We start from the raw sequence: 14,611 nt of genomic DNA on the forward strand, positions 1-14,611 counted from the left end.
GGCCGCGCGGCAGGTACACGCGCGCTCATGCGCCGGAGCGGCAGACCACCTGGAGGAACGGTCGCAGCGATCCGTCCGGCATCGCCTCGTCGACGGTGAAGAAGTCGACGAGGCCGTGCGCCCCGAACTCCCTGCGGATCGAGTCGGCGTCGTAGAAGAAGAGCCGCACGCCGTACTCCATCTGGTAGCGGTCCTCGCCGATCTTGGTGCCCTGACCGAACATCGACGCCGCCTTCGACACGACGGTGAAGATCATGGTCCCACCCGGCGCCAGCTGGTTCGCGCAGTCGTGCAGCAGCTTGGCCCGCTCTGCCGCGTCGAGCAGGTAGATGAGGCCGAAGCAGAAGATGCCGTCGTAGCGGCGCTCGTCGAACGGCATGTCGGTGACGGAGCCGTGGAAGATCGGGATCTCGAGGCCCATCTTCGAGCGCGCCAGATCGATGGCGGTCCCGGAGACCTCGATCCCGGTCACGCTCATTCCGACCTCGATGAACGGCGTCGCGTTGCGGCCGTAGCCGATGCCGGGGATGAGGACGTGCTTCACGCCGCGCGCGGCGAAGTCGTCACGGGCGAGCAGCGCGGCTCGCGTGGGCGCTTCGCCCCACATCATCTGCATGCGGACGAAGGCGTTCTCCCAGAACTCGCTCATGTCTGTTTCGTACACCCGCCCCGCCTCGCGGGGTAGGGCGCCGTTTTCGCTCGTATCGGCGTGGTCTTCGATCGAGCCTGCGCGCCCGGGATGTCGATGATTTGCGCGAGCTCGTCGTCGGCGCGAGACTTCGCCGCGTTCCCACACGGCGAACGCGTCGAGCTCCGGCTACTCGACGACGCGTCGGCTGGTGCGCCGGGACGTCGGGGGCGTCGCCGCAGCGCGAGCAATGTCCACAGCGCGAGCGGGCCGGGGCGATCGACGACCGCGCATCCGCGAGCGTCGAGACGAGGCGGCTCGGCGTCACCGAGCGCGGCGAGCAACTCGTCGGCGTCGCGCAGGCGCGTGGTCAGGCTGCACGCGTCGGCCTCGAGCTGGCCGTCTCGGCGGCGGTACGCGAAGACGAGGTGCCGGGTGCCCGCGTGGAAAGATATCCCGCACCCAGGAAGATCCGGCGGAGTGCGCACGACGACGCGACGGCCAGGCGCGCCGGTCCAGCTGCGCTGCACGGCGAACGCGGCCTGCCACTCGCGTTCGAACCCCGGCACGTCGCGTTCGTACGGCGGCCCATCGACGCGGACGCGTCCGATCACCCGACCCTCGAAGACGGCGTCGGCCGCCGCGGCGGCGCGACGGATCGCCTCGGGGCTGCGCTCGCGGGCGTCGCAACTACACGCCGCGGCGCTCCGCGGCGCTGCCAGGATGACGGCCGTGACGACGAGCGCGAGCGCTGCACGGAGCACGCGTCATTGTACCACCGCGGGCTCATCGGCGTTGCCTCACGGCCGTCGAGGCCGGGGCGAGCTGCAGGTCGAGCGGCTTCAGCCGACTCTCGGTGTCGTCGGGCGGCCCTACGGCTCGTCGAGCGCTTCGTCAGGGCCTCGTCGCGCCTCCGTGTACGAGGTGAACACGCCGGCCGCGATGGAGACGCGCGCCGCCCGGCAATGGGTCGAATCCGTACGACTGGAGTACCGTTCCACTTCGGCGTGGAGCCGCTGGATCCCGCGTCGCCGTCGGGTCAAGATGGATCGGTGATCCGCACCCTCGCCTCGCTCGCGGTCGCGGTCGCCGGCTGCACCGGCCCGGCGCCGTCGTCGTGCGACCAGTCGGCGATCGTCGGCTTGACCGAGACGCTCGAGCGCGAGGCGTCGACCCCTGGCGCCGAGACACGGGCGATCGCGGCGCTCGCCGCCGCGTGTCCCCGGCTCGACCCCGGCTTCGTCCAGAGCCTGCGCGACCGGTATGTGTACGAGCGCGTCCAGTCCTTGGCGGTCTACGACGGCCTCCCCGGGGCCAGGAGGCGGGTCTGCGCAGATCCGGAGGCGTGGGTCGGACAGGTCCCCGTCGCTCCCGCGGAGCGACGCCCGCGGATCGTGTTCGACGCGTGCGGGTTCGCGCGGCTCGGCGTGCTCGACGAGGGCGAGCAATTGCTCGGCGACGACAACGAGGTCCTGTTCGTAGTGGCGACGCTCGACCGCGACGGCGTCGAGCGAGCGCTCCTGCGCCGGCTCGGACGGGCTCTGATGACCGGTGTCGCACCCCTGCCGGTCGCCCGGCGCCGGTGCGCCGAACTGCCTGGCTCCGACGCCTGCACGCGGCTACTGCAGCTCGCAGGCGTCGATCCGGCGCCGTCGACCGTGATGCGCGACGGCCTGCGCGAGGAGCCGCGGCTGCTGCTGAGTCCGCGAGCGTTGCTCTGGACCGGCGAGACGATCGCCGAGCACGACCGCGGCGCGCTGCCGGCCGCGGACGTCGAGGGCCACGGGATCGTCCCGCTCGCGACGGCCGTCGCGACATGGACCACGGGGCGCGGCGAGCAGGACCGCGAGCGCCTCGCCGTCGCGCCGGATCGCGGGCTCGCATTCGGGATCGTGATCGACGCGCTGTACACCGCCACTCGCGGTGGCGTCGAGGAGTTCGCGTTGATCGGTCGAGGCAAATACGCCCTGGTCACGATCCCGGTGGCGACGCCGCGCGCCTGGCTCCCGTCGTCGCACGCCCGGCGTGACGTGCTCGACGGACCGGTCGCGACGATCGATGAATCGGTGGTGTCGGTGACGCTCGGGGCGAGTGAGACGACGCTGTCCGTCCACGCGAGCGCGGCCCTGACCGCACTTGCCGCGCAGTGGCGGGGGGCCGCTCCGCACCGCGACGGCACGATCCACGTGCGGGTGACCCGGGCGACGCGCGTCGACGCCGTGGTCGCCGTCCTCGACGCGCTGCGTGGCCCCGAGTGCCCGTACCTCGACGATGGCATCGGCTGCCTGCTCTCGCGGCCGATCCTCGATCAGGAGCCGCCGATCGAGGCCGTCGCGCCCGGGGAGTGAGTGTCGGCCGGCGAATGACATGTCCGTCAGGACATGTGCTTTCGCTCGCGGCGGCGCTTCGTCGACGGCCTCGGCGCCCGCGCGATCGAGCCGCGGCCGGCGGGCGTGCTCGACCGCCTCGAACAGCGCGTCGCGCTGCGGTCGCCCCGAGGGACGTATTGCATGCGGACCTCAGCGGAACCCGATTCGCGTCTGCTCGACGAGCGACGCGATGAACTGCGCCAGCGCGGTGTCGAGACGCGCGCGCACCCGGTCGCGGGACACCCGTGTCCGTCCGGGGCGGGCGCGCAGCTCGAGCAACTCGTGCACTGCGGCGAGCGCGGCGCGGCTGCGTTCGAGCGCGATGCCGGCGTGAGGCAGTTGTTCGAGCTCGTTGCTCAGGATCCACGCCCGCTCGAGCGCCGTCTCGAGTTCGCCGGCCGCGAGCTCGTCGCGGATCGCCGCGGCCTCCTCGACGAGGCGAGCGAGCGCGGGCGGCAGGTGCGGTGACGCGGGCTCCGCGGGCGGCAGCGCCTCCACGGGCTCGACTTGTCCGAGCACGCGGGACATCGCGGGAGTGCTCGCACCGAGCGTCACCACCCACAGCAGGGGCGAGTAGAAAGTGCCGAAGTAGCCGGTCAGCGCCCACAGCGTCAGCGACGGGATCCACGCGAAGCCGAGCCACAGCAGGAACACGACGAATCGCTCGTCGCGGGTGAGCACCGCCTCGCCGGCGCGATCGCTCACCGCGCCTCCGGGCCGGGCACCAGCGCCGGATCGTCGAGGATCGCGCCCCACGTCGTGCCTGGCGCGAACTCGGTGCGAAGAAAGGTCGGGAGGTGCAGAGCGCCGATCGTGCAGCCGCGCCAGGCCATGGTCGGACCCTCGGCCGAGAGCAGCGCGCGTACCGTGATCCCGGCGACGACGACGCGACCGATCTCGGTCGGTGGGAGCCGCTCCAACAACGGCATCAGCGCGGCGACGGGGACCCGGCGGTCGGCGAACAGCACGAGGCGCTCGTTCGGATGGATGTGGCGCGCGAGCTCGGCGCGCAGGTCGTCCGGCTCGTCGGCCAACGGCACGGGGAACCCGTCGATCTTCGCCGCGAAGCCGCCGGTCCGATCGTCGACGAAGACGACGACGTCGTGGTCGAAGGACGGGCTCTCGACGCAGGCGCCGGTGACGCGCGCGTCGAAGTCCCACGGCGCCCGCAGCCACACGGACAGGCGCGGCGTGACTGCGGGGCGCGGCGGTGGAGCGAGCGTGTCGATCGCGCGGCGGTGCGGAGCCGTGGCGACGGCGGCGGCGAGCCCGAGCGCACACAGACCGGCCGCGAAGACCAGCCGCGCGCGCGACGTCCCGCGTAGCAGCAGCGCGGCGGCGGTGGCGATGGCGAGCGCGGCGGCGGCGATCGCCCACCGCACGGATTGCACGAACGCGACGTGGTGCGCCTCGAACCCGCTTCCCGGGCGAGGCACCGCGAACTCCTGCCAGAGCCAGGCGAGCGCGCCGGTCGCGAGCACGAGCGGCACGGCGAGCGCAGCCGTCAGCCACGCGCGGGCGGGCGGCCAGCCGCGGCCCAGCGCCACACGCACGCCGGCGAGCGCGGTCGCCACGATCGAGAGCGAGGCCAGCGCTCCGACGATTCGCTGCACGCTCAGCGGATATGCATAGCCGGACAGGTCGCGGTGCACGAGCCAGCGAATCGACGTGTCCGGATCGACGGTGACGCGGTGGGCGAGCAGCTCCTCGCGGAAGACCGCGGCCGCCGCGACGGCGGCGCCGAGCTGCAGCGCGGCGCAGATCGCCGCGAGCGCCAGCAGCACGCCGGCGGTCCGGCGTACCCGCGCCAGCGCAAACGCGCCGAACGCCGCCATGCCACCGATCGCCGCCAGCACGATCAGCGCCCGGCCGGCCAGCGAGTACCGCAGTCCCGGCCACAAGTACACGCCGTCCGACCAGCCGCGCTCGCCGGTGGCGAGATCGACGAGCACGAACTCGTAGGCGAGGTAGTCGAGCGCGGCGACGCCCAGCAGCGCGGCCCCGAGGGCGCGGAGCGCGAACTCGAGCGTCGTACGAGGACCGCTGCGCACGGCCCAGCATAACGCAGCGGCCGCGCCCGCGTGTTCCGCCGGCGGAGCGGCCGTTACTGCGCCTGCGTGGCGACTCGAGGGCCTGGGGTGATCGTGCGCGGATCGTCGTCGCCGACGAACACCTCGCTGTCGACTGGCGCTTGTGGCAGGCCCGGAGCGCCGGCGGAGCTGTTCGACCCGGCTGATGGCCGTTGAGCCTGATCAGGGCGACGGCTACCATGTCGCCATGGTCGTCGAGGCCGCGGCTCCGTCACGCTGGAGGCGACTCGGCCGGGTCCTGCGCGTGCTCGCCATGATCGCCGGCGGGCTCTGTGTCCTCCTGGCGCTGCATCCGAGCCTCGGCTACGCGCCGCGCGGCAGCGTCATCGCGGGCGCCGACCTGCGCTGCGAATTTATGCAGATCGTGGGGATGCTGTTCTTGGCGATGGGGGCGACCGCCAGTGTCGTGGTCGCGCTGCTGCCGTCGGCGACGCCGCCGGCGCTGTGGTACGTGGTGCCGTACGCGCTCGGCGCGGTGGTCGCGTACAGGGTGTTTCCGATCATCATGCGATACTATTGAGATTGCCAGGCGGAGCCTCCGGGTTCGGCCACCCCATGGCAGCCCCCGGAGGATACCCAGACTCGCCCGAGCCCCTGTCACTTTGCCGGTGCGGACCTAACTCGCCGCGAGCTTCAGCCCGAAGAACGCGCACGCCGTGGTGGTGCTGCTGGTCGCCAGCGCCTCGACCGTCTCGCCGCGGGCCTTGGCCACGGCGGCGGCCACGTGCGCCAGCAAGGCCGGCTCGTTGCGCTTGGGGGTGGGCTTGATGTCGCGCGGGGCGAGGAACGGCGCGTCGGTCTCGATCATCAAGCGGCTCGCGGGGATCGATCGCACGAGCTCGCGCAGGTGCAGCCCGCGGCGCTCGTCGCAGATCCACCCGGTGATGCCGATGTGACAGTCCATGTCGAGGTAGCGATGCAGCTCGGCCTTGGTGCCGGTGAAGCAGTGCACCACCGCGTCGCACAGCCGCGAGCGGTACTCGGCCAGGATCTCCACGAAGCGCGCGTGCGCCGAGCGCTCGTGCAGGAACACCGGCAGGCCGGTCGTGGCCGCGAGCTCGAGCTGCGCCGCGAAGCACCGCTCTTGCACGGGTCGCGGCGAGAAGTCGCGGTCGAAGTCGAGGCCGCACTCGCCGATCGCCAGCACCTGCGGCCGTTCCGCGAGCTTCGCCAGCCGCGCGGGCGCGTCGCCCTCCCAGTGCCTGGCGTCGTGCGGATGCACCCCCGCCGTGGCCGACAAGAGCCCCGGGTGCGCCACCGCCAGCTCCACGGCGTGGATGCTCCCGGATAGGCTCGTGCCCGTGACCACCATGTGGGCCACCCCCGCCCCACGCGCGCGGCTGAGGACGGCCGGCAGGTCCGAGGCGAACGAGCGGTGGGTGAGGTTGACGCCGATGTCGATGATCGCAGGGGGCACGCCGGTCTCCGGCGGCCATGATACGCGTAACACTCCGAGCGCGGCCAGGTGTCGGTGGTGAGAAATCCGGACTGGTGGCGTCGTCGCGGGTCAGCGCACGATCGGTAGATCTTGAAGCTGTACCGCGGGGTGGCGCCTGATACGCATTGTACGGAGGCTCATGATTCTGGTGATCTTGGTAGGTTGATTGCGCGGGCACCTGCGAGTTCACCTTGGACGTTCGGGGCTGGCCCGCGGGGGCGGTTTGATCGCCAGGGTTACGCGTCGACGGGGAGGTTGAAGCGGCAACTCAGGCAGGGCGGGAATGTCGTCGGTGCGCTCGGCCAGCGGCGGGACGCGCAACGTGACCACCCGATCGGTTAGGCCATGTCCGAAATCCCGAAAACGCCAGTTTCTTGGAGACATCGGGATTTCTTGATCTGGTCGGGGACATGACGCCCCGCGTTCCCCGCCACCAGCTCACGGACGACCAGTGGAACCTGATCGCGGACCTGTTTCCGACTCGCAACTGCAAGACGGGACGGCGCGCGAGAGATCGCCGGACGATACTGAACGCCATCTTTTGGGTGCTCCGCACAGGAGCGCCGTGGCGTGATCTTCCGATCGAGTTCGGTCCATGGTCGACTGCGTGGGACTTCTTCAACAAGTGGAACCAAGACAGGACGTTCGACGAGGTGCTGCGACGACTCCGCAGCTGCGTGGTTTCGCATGACGACCCACCCGCCGAGCTCTGGTGCATCGACGGCACGTCGATCCGCGCGGCTCGCTGCAGCAGCGGCGGGGGGAAAATCGACGAACCCAGAAGAACCGAAGGATCACGCGCTGGGGCGCTCCCGGGGTGGCTGGGGCACGAAGATCCACATCCTGTGTGACGCACACGGACACCCCCTCCACTTCCATCTCAGCGCCGGCCAGATCCACGACCAGACGATGGTCGACACCTTGCTCTGCGGCGCCGATGAGACTCTGCACGACGAGCACGGGACACCGATGGCTTGGCCCGTCGCGCTCGCCGGCGACAAGGGTTACCGAGCGAACTGGGTCGACCAGTACCTGTTGGAGCTCGGCATCAAGCCCATAATCCCGAGTAAGGAGAACGAGGACCGCTCCCTTCGGCCTGTCGCATTCGACAAGGCCGCGTACCGACGTCGAAGCATCATCGAGTGCCTCATCGGCTGGCTCAAGGAGTCACGCCGGATCGCTACCCGGTTCGAGAAGAAAGCCATCAACTTCGGGGCGATGGTTAAACTAGCGTTTATCCACCGCTACCTGCGTCTGTCTGCTTCATGCGCGATTTCGGACATAGCCTAGTGAAGCTCGTCGCTGAATCGCCGGCGACGGACGAGCCCGGTCCGCGCGGCGGGGGGGCGTTTGTGACTCTGTACCCCACGGGTTCGGCCGAGCCGGGCCCGCGAGGCTGCGAGCGAAGGGTGTGGCGGAGCTCGCGGGTGATCGATATGCTCGGGGTGGCATGAGCGAGCCTCTCCCGACGACGCCGGAGCGGCGAGCGCGAGAGTGCGCAGCGCACGTCGTGCTGCTCGGCGTCGTGCTCCTCGGCTGTACGTCGCGCTCAATCTCGGCGACGACGAATGACTCGGTCGCCGCGCCGCCGAAGGCGATCGCGCCTCCACCGCGGCCATCCGAGGCGATCGAGCCGGCCCCCGAAGTAAGGGTGTCGATCGACTTCGATCCGTCGGCGGTGCTCCTCGGGAGCTGCGGCGAATTCGCCTCGGACTATGACGACCACCGAGGTCCCTTCGTCGTCGGCCCCGGGGTCGTGCCATGGGCGGAGGGGGAGCCGCTCTGGATCATGACCAATGCCGGCGGCGTCGTCGAGGCGGTCGCCGGCCGACGCCTGGATCGATGCGGCGACGAGGTCCCGCCGGAGGAGGCGGCCGTGGTCGCGAAGGGCGAGCGCGAGGACGGCGAGGATGGCGACGGCGACCCCTGCGTCCCGGCGGTGGCAATCGTGACCGCCAAGCCCCTCGTCTGCGACCCGATCCTCCCCAGCGGCATCCCGGCGCCGCTCTCGCTCGGCGACCACGACCGGGAGCGGGGCTTCCTCTTCGCGCTCCCCCGCCACGTCCGGTCGCCGTCGGTGATCGCGATGCGCTTCGAGGTCCGGGTCGAGGGGCTCTGCTGGCAGATGGACCCGGACAACGGTGCGCACAGGGGGAAGATCCCGCTCACGGCCGCGCCCGCGCCGATGGATCGCCACTTCACCCGGCGCGTGCCGAGCTCGAAGGCGCGGCGGTGGCGGGCGCTGACGGTGCATTATGGGGCGCCCGAGCACCCGCCGGTACACGTCTATTACTCGGTCGATCGCCGCCTGCCGCACCGGCAGGCCCAGTGGGACGTCTTCGCCGGCGACCCCGAGGGATCGCCGACCTCATGGGTCCGGACCGCCGATCGCCGCGTCTTCGACTCGCCCTTCGTGCGCGAGCGGAATTGCGGGATCCCTTACTCCAACCCGTCCCCGGTCCTCGCATTCGTCCACGACGGACGATTGCACTGGATCACCGTCGACGAGTCTTCGACGATCGAGGCCCGGATCTGGCGCTTCGACGAGGAAGCGCTCACCCCGGTCCGGGCGATCCCGGGGAAGCTCTATACTCACTATTTCTGATGTGCGACGCGAACGCGACACCACCCGCAGAGCCGCGGGCGAGCGCGTCATTCCCAGCCGCGCTGTGAAGCGAGCTGGCGCCTGCGCCGTGCCTGTCGCGGGGGTAGTTCGTCCGCGTCCTCGAGGTAGCGACGGACGCACGCCAGGGCCTCCTGGATCCGCAGACTCCAGGGGCGAGCCGCGGCGAAGTCGAGCATCTCGACGAGGAGTTGATAGGCCGCCGGTTCGGCCGCTGGGATGGGGTTGCCGATGTGGGCGAGGACCCGTTCGCGGCCGTCCCAGCGCTCGCCGTGGGCCGCGATCCCGTCGCGAGAGAAGACATCCCAGGCGTCGATCGGCTGGCGGAGGAGGCCAAGCGGTGGAGCGCTCTCGACCGACGTGAGCATCACCCGCTCGGGCGCCGCGCCCTCGACCAGGACCTCGAGCTCGGCGAGGTCGCCCACACGCCGGACGGTGATCGCCACGTTCGCGTGAAAGGTCGGGCCATAGATGACGCGGAGCGCCTCACCGTCGTCGCCGAGGCGTTCGTCGGCGAGGGAGCGAAGGCCGAGCGTCTCGCGGAGGAAGGACGTGTCAACCACGCCCTGATCCTACAACACGCGAAGCGCCGATGTCGTCGGCGCGACGCGAACCTTTGACCCGCCACGTCCCCAGCCATGTCCGGAGCCACGGGCCGCGGCCAGCGACGCGCGCTGGTGGTGAACCGGCGTCGAGAACTCCGTCGCGTCGGCCGGCGCGGTCGTCGAGCCGACGAGCCCGCAGCGGCGCCGACGCGACGAACAGGGGCAGCCCGAGCGGCCCGAGCCACGCCGGCATACAGCCTGTCTCTGCGAGCAGGTGACGCACGGCGGCGTGGCCGAGTGCGGCGGGGATCGCCGGCAGTGCGAACACGAGCGTCATCAGCGACCCGTGGAGCGTGAACGCGCGGTTGGACGTCGCCGGCGACACGAAGCGGGGCTGCCGTTCCGCGCGTGGCTGTGAGCGCGGGTCAGCGAGGACTGGCGACCTCGAAGGTCGGCGGGCGGCTGCCGGCGCGCCGGCGCGACCACACGGTCCATTCCCACTGGCTGACGCCGTCGAGGTCCTCGCCGTCGGCCGTGATCTCGCCCGACTCGTACAGGGCGACGAGCGTGTCGAGCAGCGACTCGAAGTCGTAGGCGACGATCTCGCGGTCGTTGTCGTCGTGCCAGAAGCCGACGAGCTCGTCGGCCTCGCCGCCGAACTCGCCGCTGGGGTCGAGGCAGATGTCGTTGCCCGACGGGTCGTGCAGCAACGGCAGCCAGGCCGGGTTCCACCACTGGGGCTCGTCGGCGAACCACTCGCGGCCCTGGGCGCGCCGGGCCAGGGCCTCGTCGACCGAATAGAGCGAGTAGACGAACGCGATCGGCATGAACTCGCCGCCGCCGTCGTGCCAGGCCCACAGCTGGCGCAGCGCCGGCGGCAGCGGACGGCCGAGCTCGCGCTCGCAGGCGTCGAGCCGCGCCGGGTCGGCGCCGGGCCGCAGCTCGGCGTGGACGACGGGGGCATGGGTCGCGAGCCAGCGCTCGAGGCGAGCGAGCAGGCCGTCGACGCGGACGCGCTGGGCCGCGGCCTCGCGCTCGCGCCACGCGAGCACCTCGGGGAGCCACGGCGGCGGCTCGTCGGGCGGCTCCGGCAGCCGCTCGGCCCACCGCCAGATCGCGTCGAGGTGAAAGAGGTACTGCGACTCCATCAGGGCGTCACGGGCCTCGCCGTCGACGCGGCGGAGCTCGCGGTCGAACGCGACGATCCGCAGGTGCGTCAGCATGTCGTCGTCGAGCGCGTACGCGTCGCGCCACAGGAGCGCGTCGTTGCGATCGTCGCGATCCTGCTCGACGCGCTCGACGAGCGCGGCCAGCGTGCGGCGGCGCGGGCCGGGGGGCAGCGCCTCGATGTAATTCGAAAAAGCGGCGCGCTGCTCCGGCGAGCCCTCCCCGTCGAGCACGCGCAGCATGTGGGCCGCCTGCGCGGGGTCGGCGAGGCCGCTCGCGCAGGCGCGCCGGGCCCTGAGGCGGCGCATCAAGTAGCGGGCGCGCACGAGGGTCCCGCGCTCGGGTCGATCCATGCTCGCGCCCCACAGGTGCTGCTCGTCGGACCTCGGCGACACGCCGGCGAGGAACGGGTAGCCGACCTCCTCCATCGTGAAGCGGCCGGTCGTCGGATCGAGCCGACACGCGTCGTTGAGCTCGAGGCCCAGGTTGATCATGTCGAGGTCGGGCCAGTGGATCTTCATCGGCGCCTGTGGGCGGCATCGTGGCACACGCCCATGACGTGACGACAGTACCCGCGGACCGCCTCGGCGCGGACAGCACGCTCGCTGGCCCGCACGTGCCGGGGCGCGATTGCGCGCCCTGCGCCGCTGCAGCTCGCCAATTCGGGCGCGGCGCTCCGCTCAGCGTGAAGGGCGCGACGGCCGGGCAAGCCGGGGTCGAGCGCCAGCTCGGCTAGATCCCGGGCGAGGCCCGCCGACGCGAGCCCGAGGGGCGATGCCTACGGCTGCGAGCAATCGCTGGAGGGGGGTGCGGATCTACACGATCGGCCACTCGACGCGGACCTTCGACGAGTTGGTCGCGCTGCTGCGCGCGTTCGACGTCGCCGTGGTCGCGGACATCCGCACGATCCCTCGCTCGCGGCACAACCCGCAATTCAACGGCGACGCGCTGCCGGCGGCCCTTCGGCGCCGGCGCCTGAAATACGTGCACCTCCCGCGTCTCGGAGGTCTGCGGCGCCCCGGCAAGGACGCGACGAACAGCGCGTGGCGCAATCAGAGCTTCAGGGGCTACGCCGATTATATGCAGACCGACGAATTCGCGGCCGGGCTGGCCGAGCTCCGCGCCTGGGCGGCGAAGGGTCGCGTCGCGCTGATGTGCGCGGAGGCGGTGCCGTGGCGTTGCCACCGCTCGCTCGTCGCCGACGCGCTCATGGCCCGCGGGGCCCAGGTCGAGCACATCACCGGCCTCTCGCGCTCCTCGCCGCATCGTATGACCGCCTTCGCGGTGGTCGAGGGCGCGCGGGTGACCTATCCGGGCGAGCGCGACGGCGGCGGGCCGCTCCCCACACCCGCGCCGTTCCACCTCGAGGCGACCGTCCGGGTGCTGCAGCGTCGGCCGATCAATCGCGTCGACGTGTGGGACGACGGCCGTTATCGACGGGTGCTGACAGTCGCCGGAGAGCTCGTATTGGTCGAGGTCGAGGACCGCGGGACGGTCGACGCGCCCGACCTGCGATACGTGGTGTCGCACGGTGACGTTTCGCCGGCGGCGCGTCCGCAGCTCGCGGCCGCCTTGCGCAAGGTGCTCGGCCTCGACGTCGAGCCCGCGCCGTTGCTGCGGCTCACCACCGCCGATCGCAGGCTCCGCCCCACCGGCCTGGCGCTGCGCGGCATGCGGCCGCCGCGGTTCGCCGAATGGTTCGAGGTGTTCGCCAATGTGGTGCCGTTCCAACAGGTGAGCCTCGACGCCGGCGCCGCGGTGGTCGCCCGCCTGGTCGAGCGCTTCGGCAGATCGATCGAGCACGCGGGTCGCCGCTTTCATGCCTTCCCGACCGCCCCGGCGGTCGCCGCGGCTCGCCTCGACACGCTGCGAGCGTGCGGTCTGAGCGCGCGCAAGGCCGAGGTGCTGCGCCACCTGGCCTGGGCGATCGCGTCCGGCGAGCTGGCGGAGGCGACGATCGCCGGCCTGACCACGCCCGACGCGCTCGCTACCCTCGGCGAGCTGCCCGGCATCGGCCCGTGGAGCGCCGCCCTGGTGCTGCTGCGCGGCCTCGGTCGCCTCGACGTGTTTCCGCCGGGCGACGTCGGGGTCGCCCGCGGCCTCCGCACGCTGACGCGCGTGGCCGCGGACGCTCCGCTGGACGTCGAGCGCTTCGGCGATCGTCGCGGCTACCTCTACTTCTGTGCGCTCGGGGGCGACATGTTGGCGCGGGGCCTGATTCACGCGGCGCCGCCGCCGAAGCGTGCGCCGGGCTCCGGCCGCTCGCTACGCGCCGGCACTGCGAGGACATCCAGGGGCCGGGTGTGAGCGCGGCGAGCCGACGACCGTGCGACGCTGCCGCGGCAAACCGCTGCCTGGGCACCATCTGTCTTGAAGGACAGATCGGCCCGACAGCACGCGCACGACCTCGTAGTCGAGACGGCGCGTGCCGAGCTCCGTCCTGTCCGCAACCATGACAGGGGCCGACAGATCGACGCGCGCGATGGACAACGCACTACGAGCAGGAGGTTCGCCACTACCCGGTCGCCGGGCTGTCGAGACAATCGAAGTAGGGACGGACTCGACATCACGCTCGGCGGTGGGCACTCGGTCGGCAGCCAGGCCAGGCGCCCGACATGAACCGGAGGACAGGCTGCTTCTCTCACTCTACCGGCGAACTGCTGAAGCGCGACGCACAGGAACCTGTCTCTTCAAGCAGCTGTCGCGCCGCACGATCGCCGACCGGCGACGCTTCGGTCCATTCGTAGGAGCATCCGCGAGCGAAGGCGAGTTCCAGGATGCGCCAGGTCACGGGACACAGCATCCAGAGGATTCTCCGATACCGCTCGACCGTGCGGAATCCGCTCAGAAATTTCGTGCGCACCGCTCCGCCGCCGCAGGCAGGCCAGGCGCGAGTGCGCTTCGCCCACTGCGACCCGGAGGTCGCTTGCCGGTGGCGGCGATTCGTCGCACTCTGCCCGCGCATTTTCGCCGACCGCGAAGCACCGAGCCCGACCATGCCACAGACTCCCCCGTCCCCCCTTGAAGCGATGCGCCGGCTGATCGCCGGCAACGAACGCTACAAGAACGACACCCGCAGCGTCACCGCGCTGGCGAGCCAGCTGCAGCGCGGCGGGCTGGCAGCGGGTCAGAGCCCGTTTGCGATCGTGCTGTGCTGCTCGGACTCGCGGGCGCCGGCCGAGATCCTGTTCGACCAGGGGCTCGGTGACCTGTTCGTGATCCGCGTCGCCGGCAACATCGTCGCGCCGTCCGGCATCGGCAGCGCCGAGTTCGCCGCGGCGACCTACGGCACCCGGCTCGTCGTCGTCATGGGGCACTCGTCGTGCGGTGCAGTGACGGCGACGCTCGAGGTGCTGCGCGGGGAGAGCACGGTGGCCAGCGACAACATCCGTGACATCGTCGACCGCATCCGCTCGTCGGCGCAGACGGTGCTCGAGGTCGGCAAGGGTCGCTCGCCCGAGCTTCAGCTCCGCGATGCGATCCGCGCCAACGTCCGCAACGCGGTCGATCACCTGCGTCACGGCAGCCGCATCCTCGAGGACATGGTCAACAGCGGGCAGATGGTGATCGTCGGCGCGGTGTACGACATCACCACGGGGCACGTCGACTTCCTCGACGTGCCTGCGGAGCTACGCGAGGCGCTGCCGCCTCAGTGACGCGTCCGCCCCCGCGACGAGGCGCGCCGGGGTGAGCGCGCGACGCGAACGCGATCCTGCGCGCCCCCGAAGCGTCGCCGACGACGTGAGCGTCG

General features: G+C 71.5%; 14 protein-coding genes and 1 pseudogene. 7 read left to right on the forward strand and 8 right to left on the reverse strand.

Annotation, left to right across the window (positions count from 1 at the left end):
• Positions 1–25: 25 nt before the first annotated feature.
• Entirely contained in the window at positions 26–649 is a 624-nt protein-coding gene (locus tag O0S08_RS06485) for a class I SAM-dependent methyltransferase (RefSeq protein ID WP_269038137.1), read from the reverse strand.
• On the reverse strand, positions 646–1,392 hold the full coding sequence (locus O0S08_RS06490; RefSeq protein ID WP_269038138.1) for a hypothetical protein: 747 nt from the start codon (positions 1,390–1,392) through the stop codon (positions 646–648). The genes O0S08_RS06485 and O0S08_RS06490 overlap by 4 nt, the downstream gene beginning before the upstream one ends.
• Before the next feature lie 288 nt (positions 1,393–1,680).
• Between O0S08_RS06490 and O0S08_RS06495 the strand changes: the two genes are divergently transcribed.
• Positions 1,681–2,976, forward strand: coding sequence for a hypothetical protein (locus O0S08_RS06495; RefSeq protein ID WP_269038139.1), 1,296 nt, complete (start codon positions 1,681–1,683; stop codon positions 2,974–2,976).
• Positions 2,977–3,147: 171 nt separating this feature from the next.
• On the opposite strand, the gene O0S08_RS06500 is transcribed toward O0S08_RS06495, so the two are convergent.
• Positions 3,148–3,702, reverse strand: coding sequence for a hypothetical protein (locus O0S08_RS06500; RefSeq protein ID WP_269038140.1), 555 nt, complete (start codon positions 3,700–3,702; stop codon positions 3,148–3,150).
• On the reverse strand, positions 3,699–5,048 hold the full coding sequence (locus O0S08_RS06505; RefSeq protein ID WP_269038141.1) for a hypothetical protein: 1,350 nt from the start codon (positions 5,046–5,048) through the stop codon (positions 3,699–3,701). Before O0S08_RS06505 ends, O0S08_RS06500 begins: the two co-directional genes overlap by 4 nt.
• 226 nt (positions 5,049–5,274) lie before the next feature.
• Here O0S08_RS06505 and O0S08_RS06510 point away from each other — a divergent pair, with 226 nt between their 5' ends.
• Positions 5,275–5,607 (forward strand): hypothetical protein, encoded by a 333-nt coding sequence (locus O0S08_RS06510; protein WP_269038142.1) that lies wholly within the window; start codon positions 5,275–5,277, stop codon positions 5,605–5,607.
• Positions 5,608–5,703: 96 nt separating this feature from the next.
• Here the strand turns inward: O0S08_RS06510 and O0S08_RS06515 are convergent, their stop codons facing one another.
• A complete protein-coding gene (locus tag O0S08_RS06515) occupies positions 5,704–6,504 on the reverse strand; it encodes a TatD family hydrolase (RefSeq protein WP_269038143.1) in 801 nt (266 codons plus the stop codon).
• 431 nt (positions 6,505–6,935) lie between these two features.
• On the opposite strand from O0S08_RS06515, the pseudogene O0S08_RS51220 reads away from it, so the two are divergent.
• From O0S08_RS51220 to O0S08_RS06525, 3 genes and pseudogenes are all read left to right on the forward strand, one after another.
• A pseudogene (locus O0S08_RS51220) lies at positions 6,936–7,193 on the forward strand (transposase); the annotation flags it as partial.
• 19 nt (positions 7,194–7,212) lie between these two features.
• Positions 7,213–7,815, forward strand: coding sequence for an IS5 family transposase (locus O0S08_RS06520; protein ID WP_269033713.1), 603 nt, complete (start codon positions 7,213–7,215; stop codon positions 7,813–7,815).
• Positions 7,816–7,975: 160 nt separating this feature from the next.
• Positions 7,976–9,130, forward strand: a complete 1,155-nt coding sequence (locus tag O0S08_RS06525) for a hypothetical protein (RefSeq protein ID WP_269038144.1) — start codon at positions 7,976–7,978, stop codon at positions 9,128–9,130.
• Between the two features lie 47 nt (positions 9,131–9,177).
• Here O0S08_RS06525 and O0S08_RS06530 read toward each other — a convergent pair whose 3' ends face one another.
• Positions 9,178–9,711 (reverse strand): hypothetical protein, encoded by a 534-nt coding sequence (locus O0S08_RS06530; RefSeq protein ID WP_269038145.1) that lies wholly within the window; start codon positions 9,709–9,711, stop codon positions 9,178–9,180.
• Between the two features lie 407 nt (positions 9,712–10,118).
• Positions 10,119–11,381 carry an SMI1/KNR4 family protein gene (locus tag O0S08_RS06535; protein ID WP_269038146.1) on the reverse strand — a complete coding sequence of 421 codons (1,263 nt, stop codon included), beginning with the start codon at positions 11,379–11,381 and terminating at the stop codon, positions 10,119–10,121.
• 253 nt (positions 11,382–11,634) lie between these two features.
• On the opposite strand from O0S08_RS06535, the gene O0S08_RS06540 reads away from it, so the two are divergent.
• Entirely contained in the window at positions 11,635–13,167 is a 1,533-nt protein-coding gene (locus O0S08_RS06540; protein ID WP_269038147.1) for a DUF488 family protein, read from the forward strand.
• A gap of 334 nt (positions 13,168–13,501) precedes the next feature.
• Here the strand turns inward: O0S08_RS06540 and O0S08_RS06545 are convergent, their stop codons facing one another.
• The gene (locus tag O0S08_RS06545; protein WP_269038148.1) at positions 13,502–13,651 is read right to left on the reverse strand and encodes a hypothetical protein; all 150 of its coding nucleotides are present in this window, start codon (positions 13,649–13,651) and stop codon (positions 13,502–13,504) included.
• A 238-nt stretch (positions 13,652–13,889) separates the two neighbouring features.
• On the opposite strand from O0S08_RS06545, the gene O0S08_RS06550 reads away from it, so the two are divergent.
• Positions 13,890–14,516, forward strand: a complete 627-nt coding sequence (locus O0S08_RS06550; RefSeq protein ID WP_269038149.1) for a carbonic anhydrase — start codon at positions 13,890–13,892, stop codon at positions 14,514–14,516.
• The last annotated feature ends 95 nt before the right edge of the window (positions 14,517–14,611 follow it).

This window comes from Nannocystis punicea, from assembly GCF_026965555.1.
GTDB lineage: Bacteria > Myxococcota_A > Polyangia > Nannocystales > Nannocystaceae > Nannocystis > Nannocystis punicea.

Excerpts from the sequence above, each read along its gene's own strand:
- O0S08_RS06510 (WP_269038142.1), top strand. The coding sequence starts at position 5,275 with ATGGTCGTCGAGGCCGCGGCTCCGTCACGCTGGAGGCGACTCGGCCGG.
- O0S08_RS06550 (WP_269038149.1), top strand. The coding sequence starts at position 13,890 with ATGCGCCGGCTGATCGCCGGCAACGAACGCTACAAGAACGACACCCGC.
- O0S08_RS06485 (WP_269038137.1), bottom strand. The coding sequence starts at position 649 with ATGAGCGAGTTCTGGGAGAACGCCTTCGTCCGCATGCAGATGATGTGG.
- O0S08_RS06540 (WP_269038147.1), top strand. The coding sequence starts at position 11,635 with ATGCCTACGGCTGCGAGCAATCGCTGGAGGGGGGTGCGGATCTACACG.
- O0S08_RS06525 (WP_269038144.1), top strand. The coding sequence starts at position 7,976 with ATGAGCGAGCCTCTCCCGACGACGCCGGAGCGGCGAGCGCGAGAGTGC.
- O0S08_RS06520 (WP_269033713.1), top strand. The coding sequence starts at position 7,213 with ATGACGACCCACCCGCCGAGCTCTGGTGCATCGACGGCACGTCGATCC.
- O0S08_RS06535 (WP_269038146.1), bottom strand. The coding sequence starts at position 11,381 with ATGAAGATCCACTGGCCCGACCTCGACATGATCAACCTGGGCCTCGAG.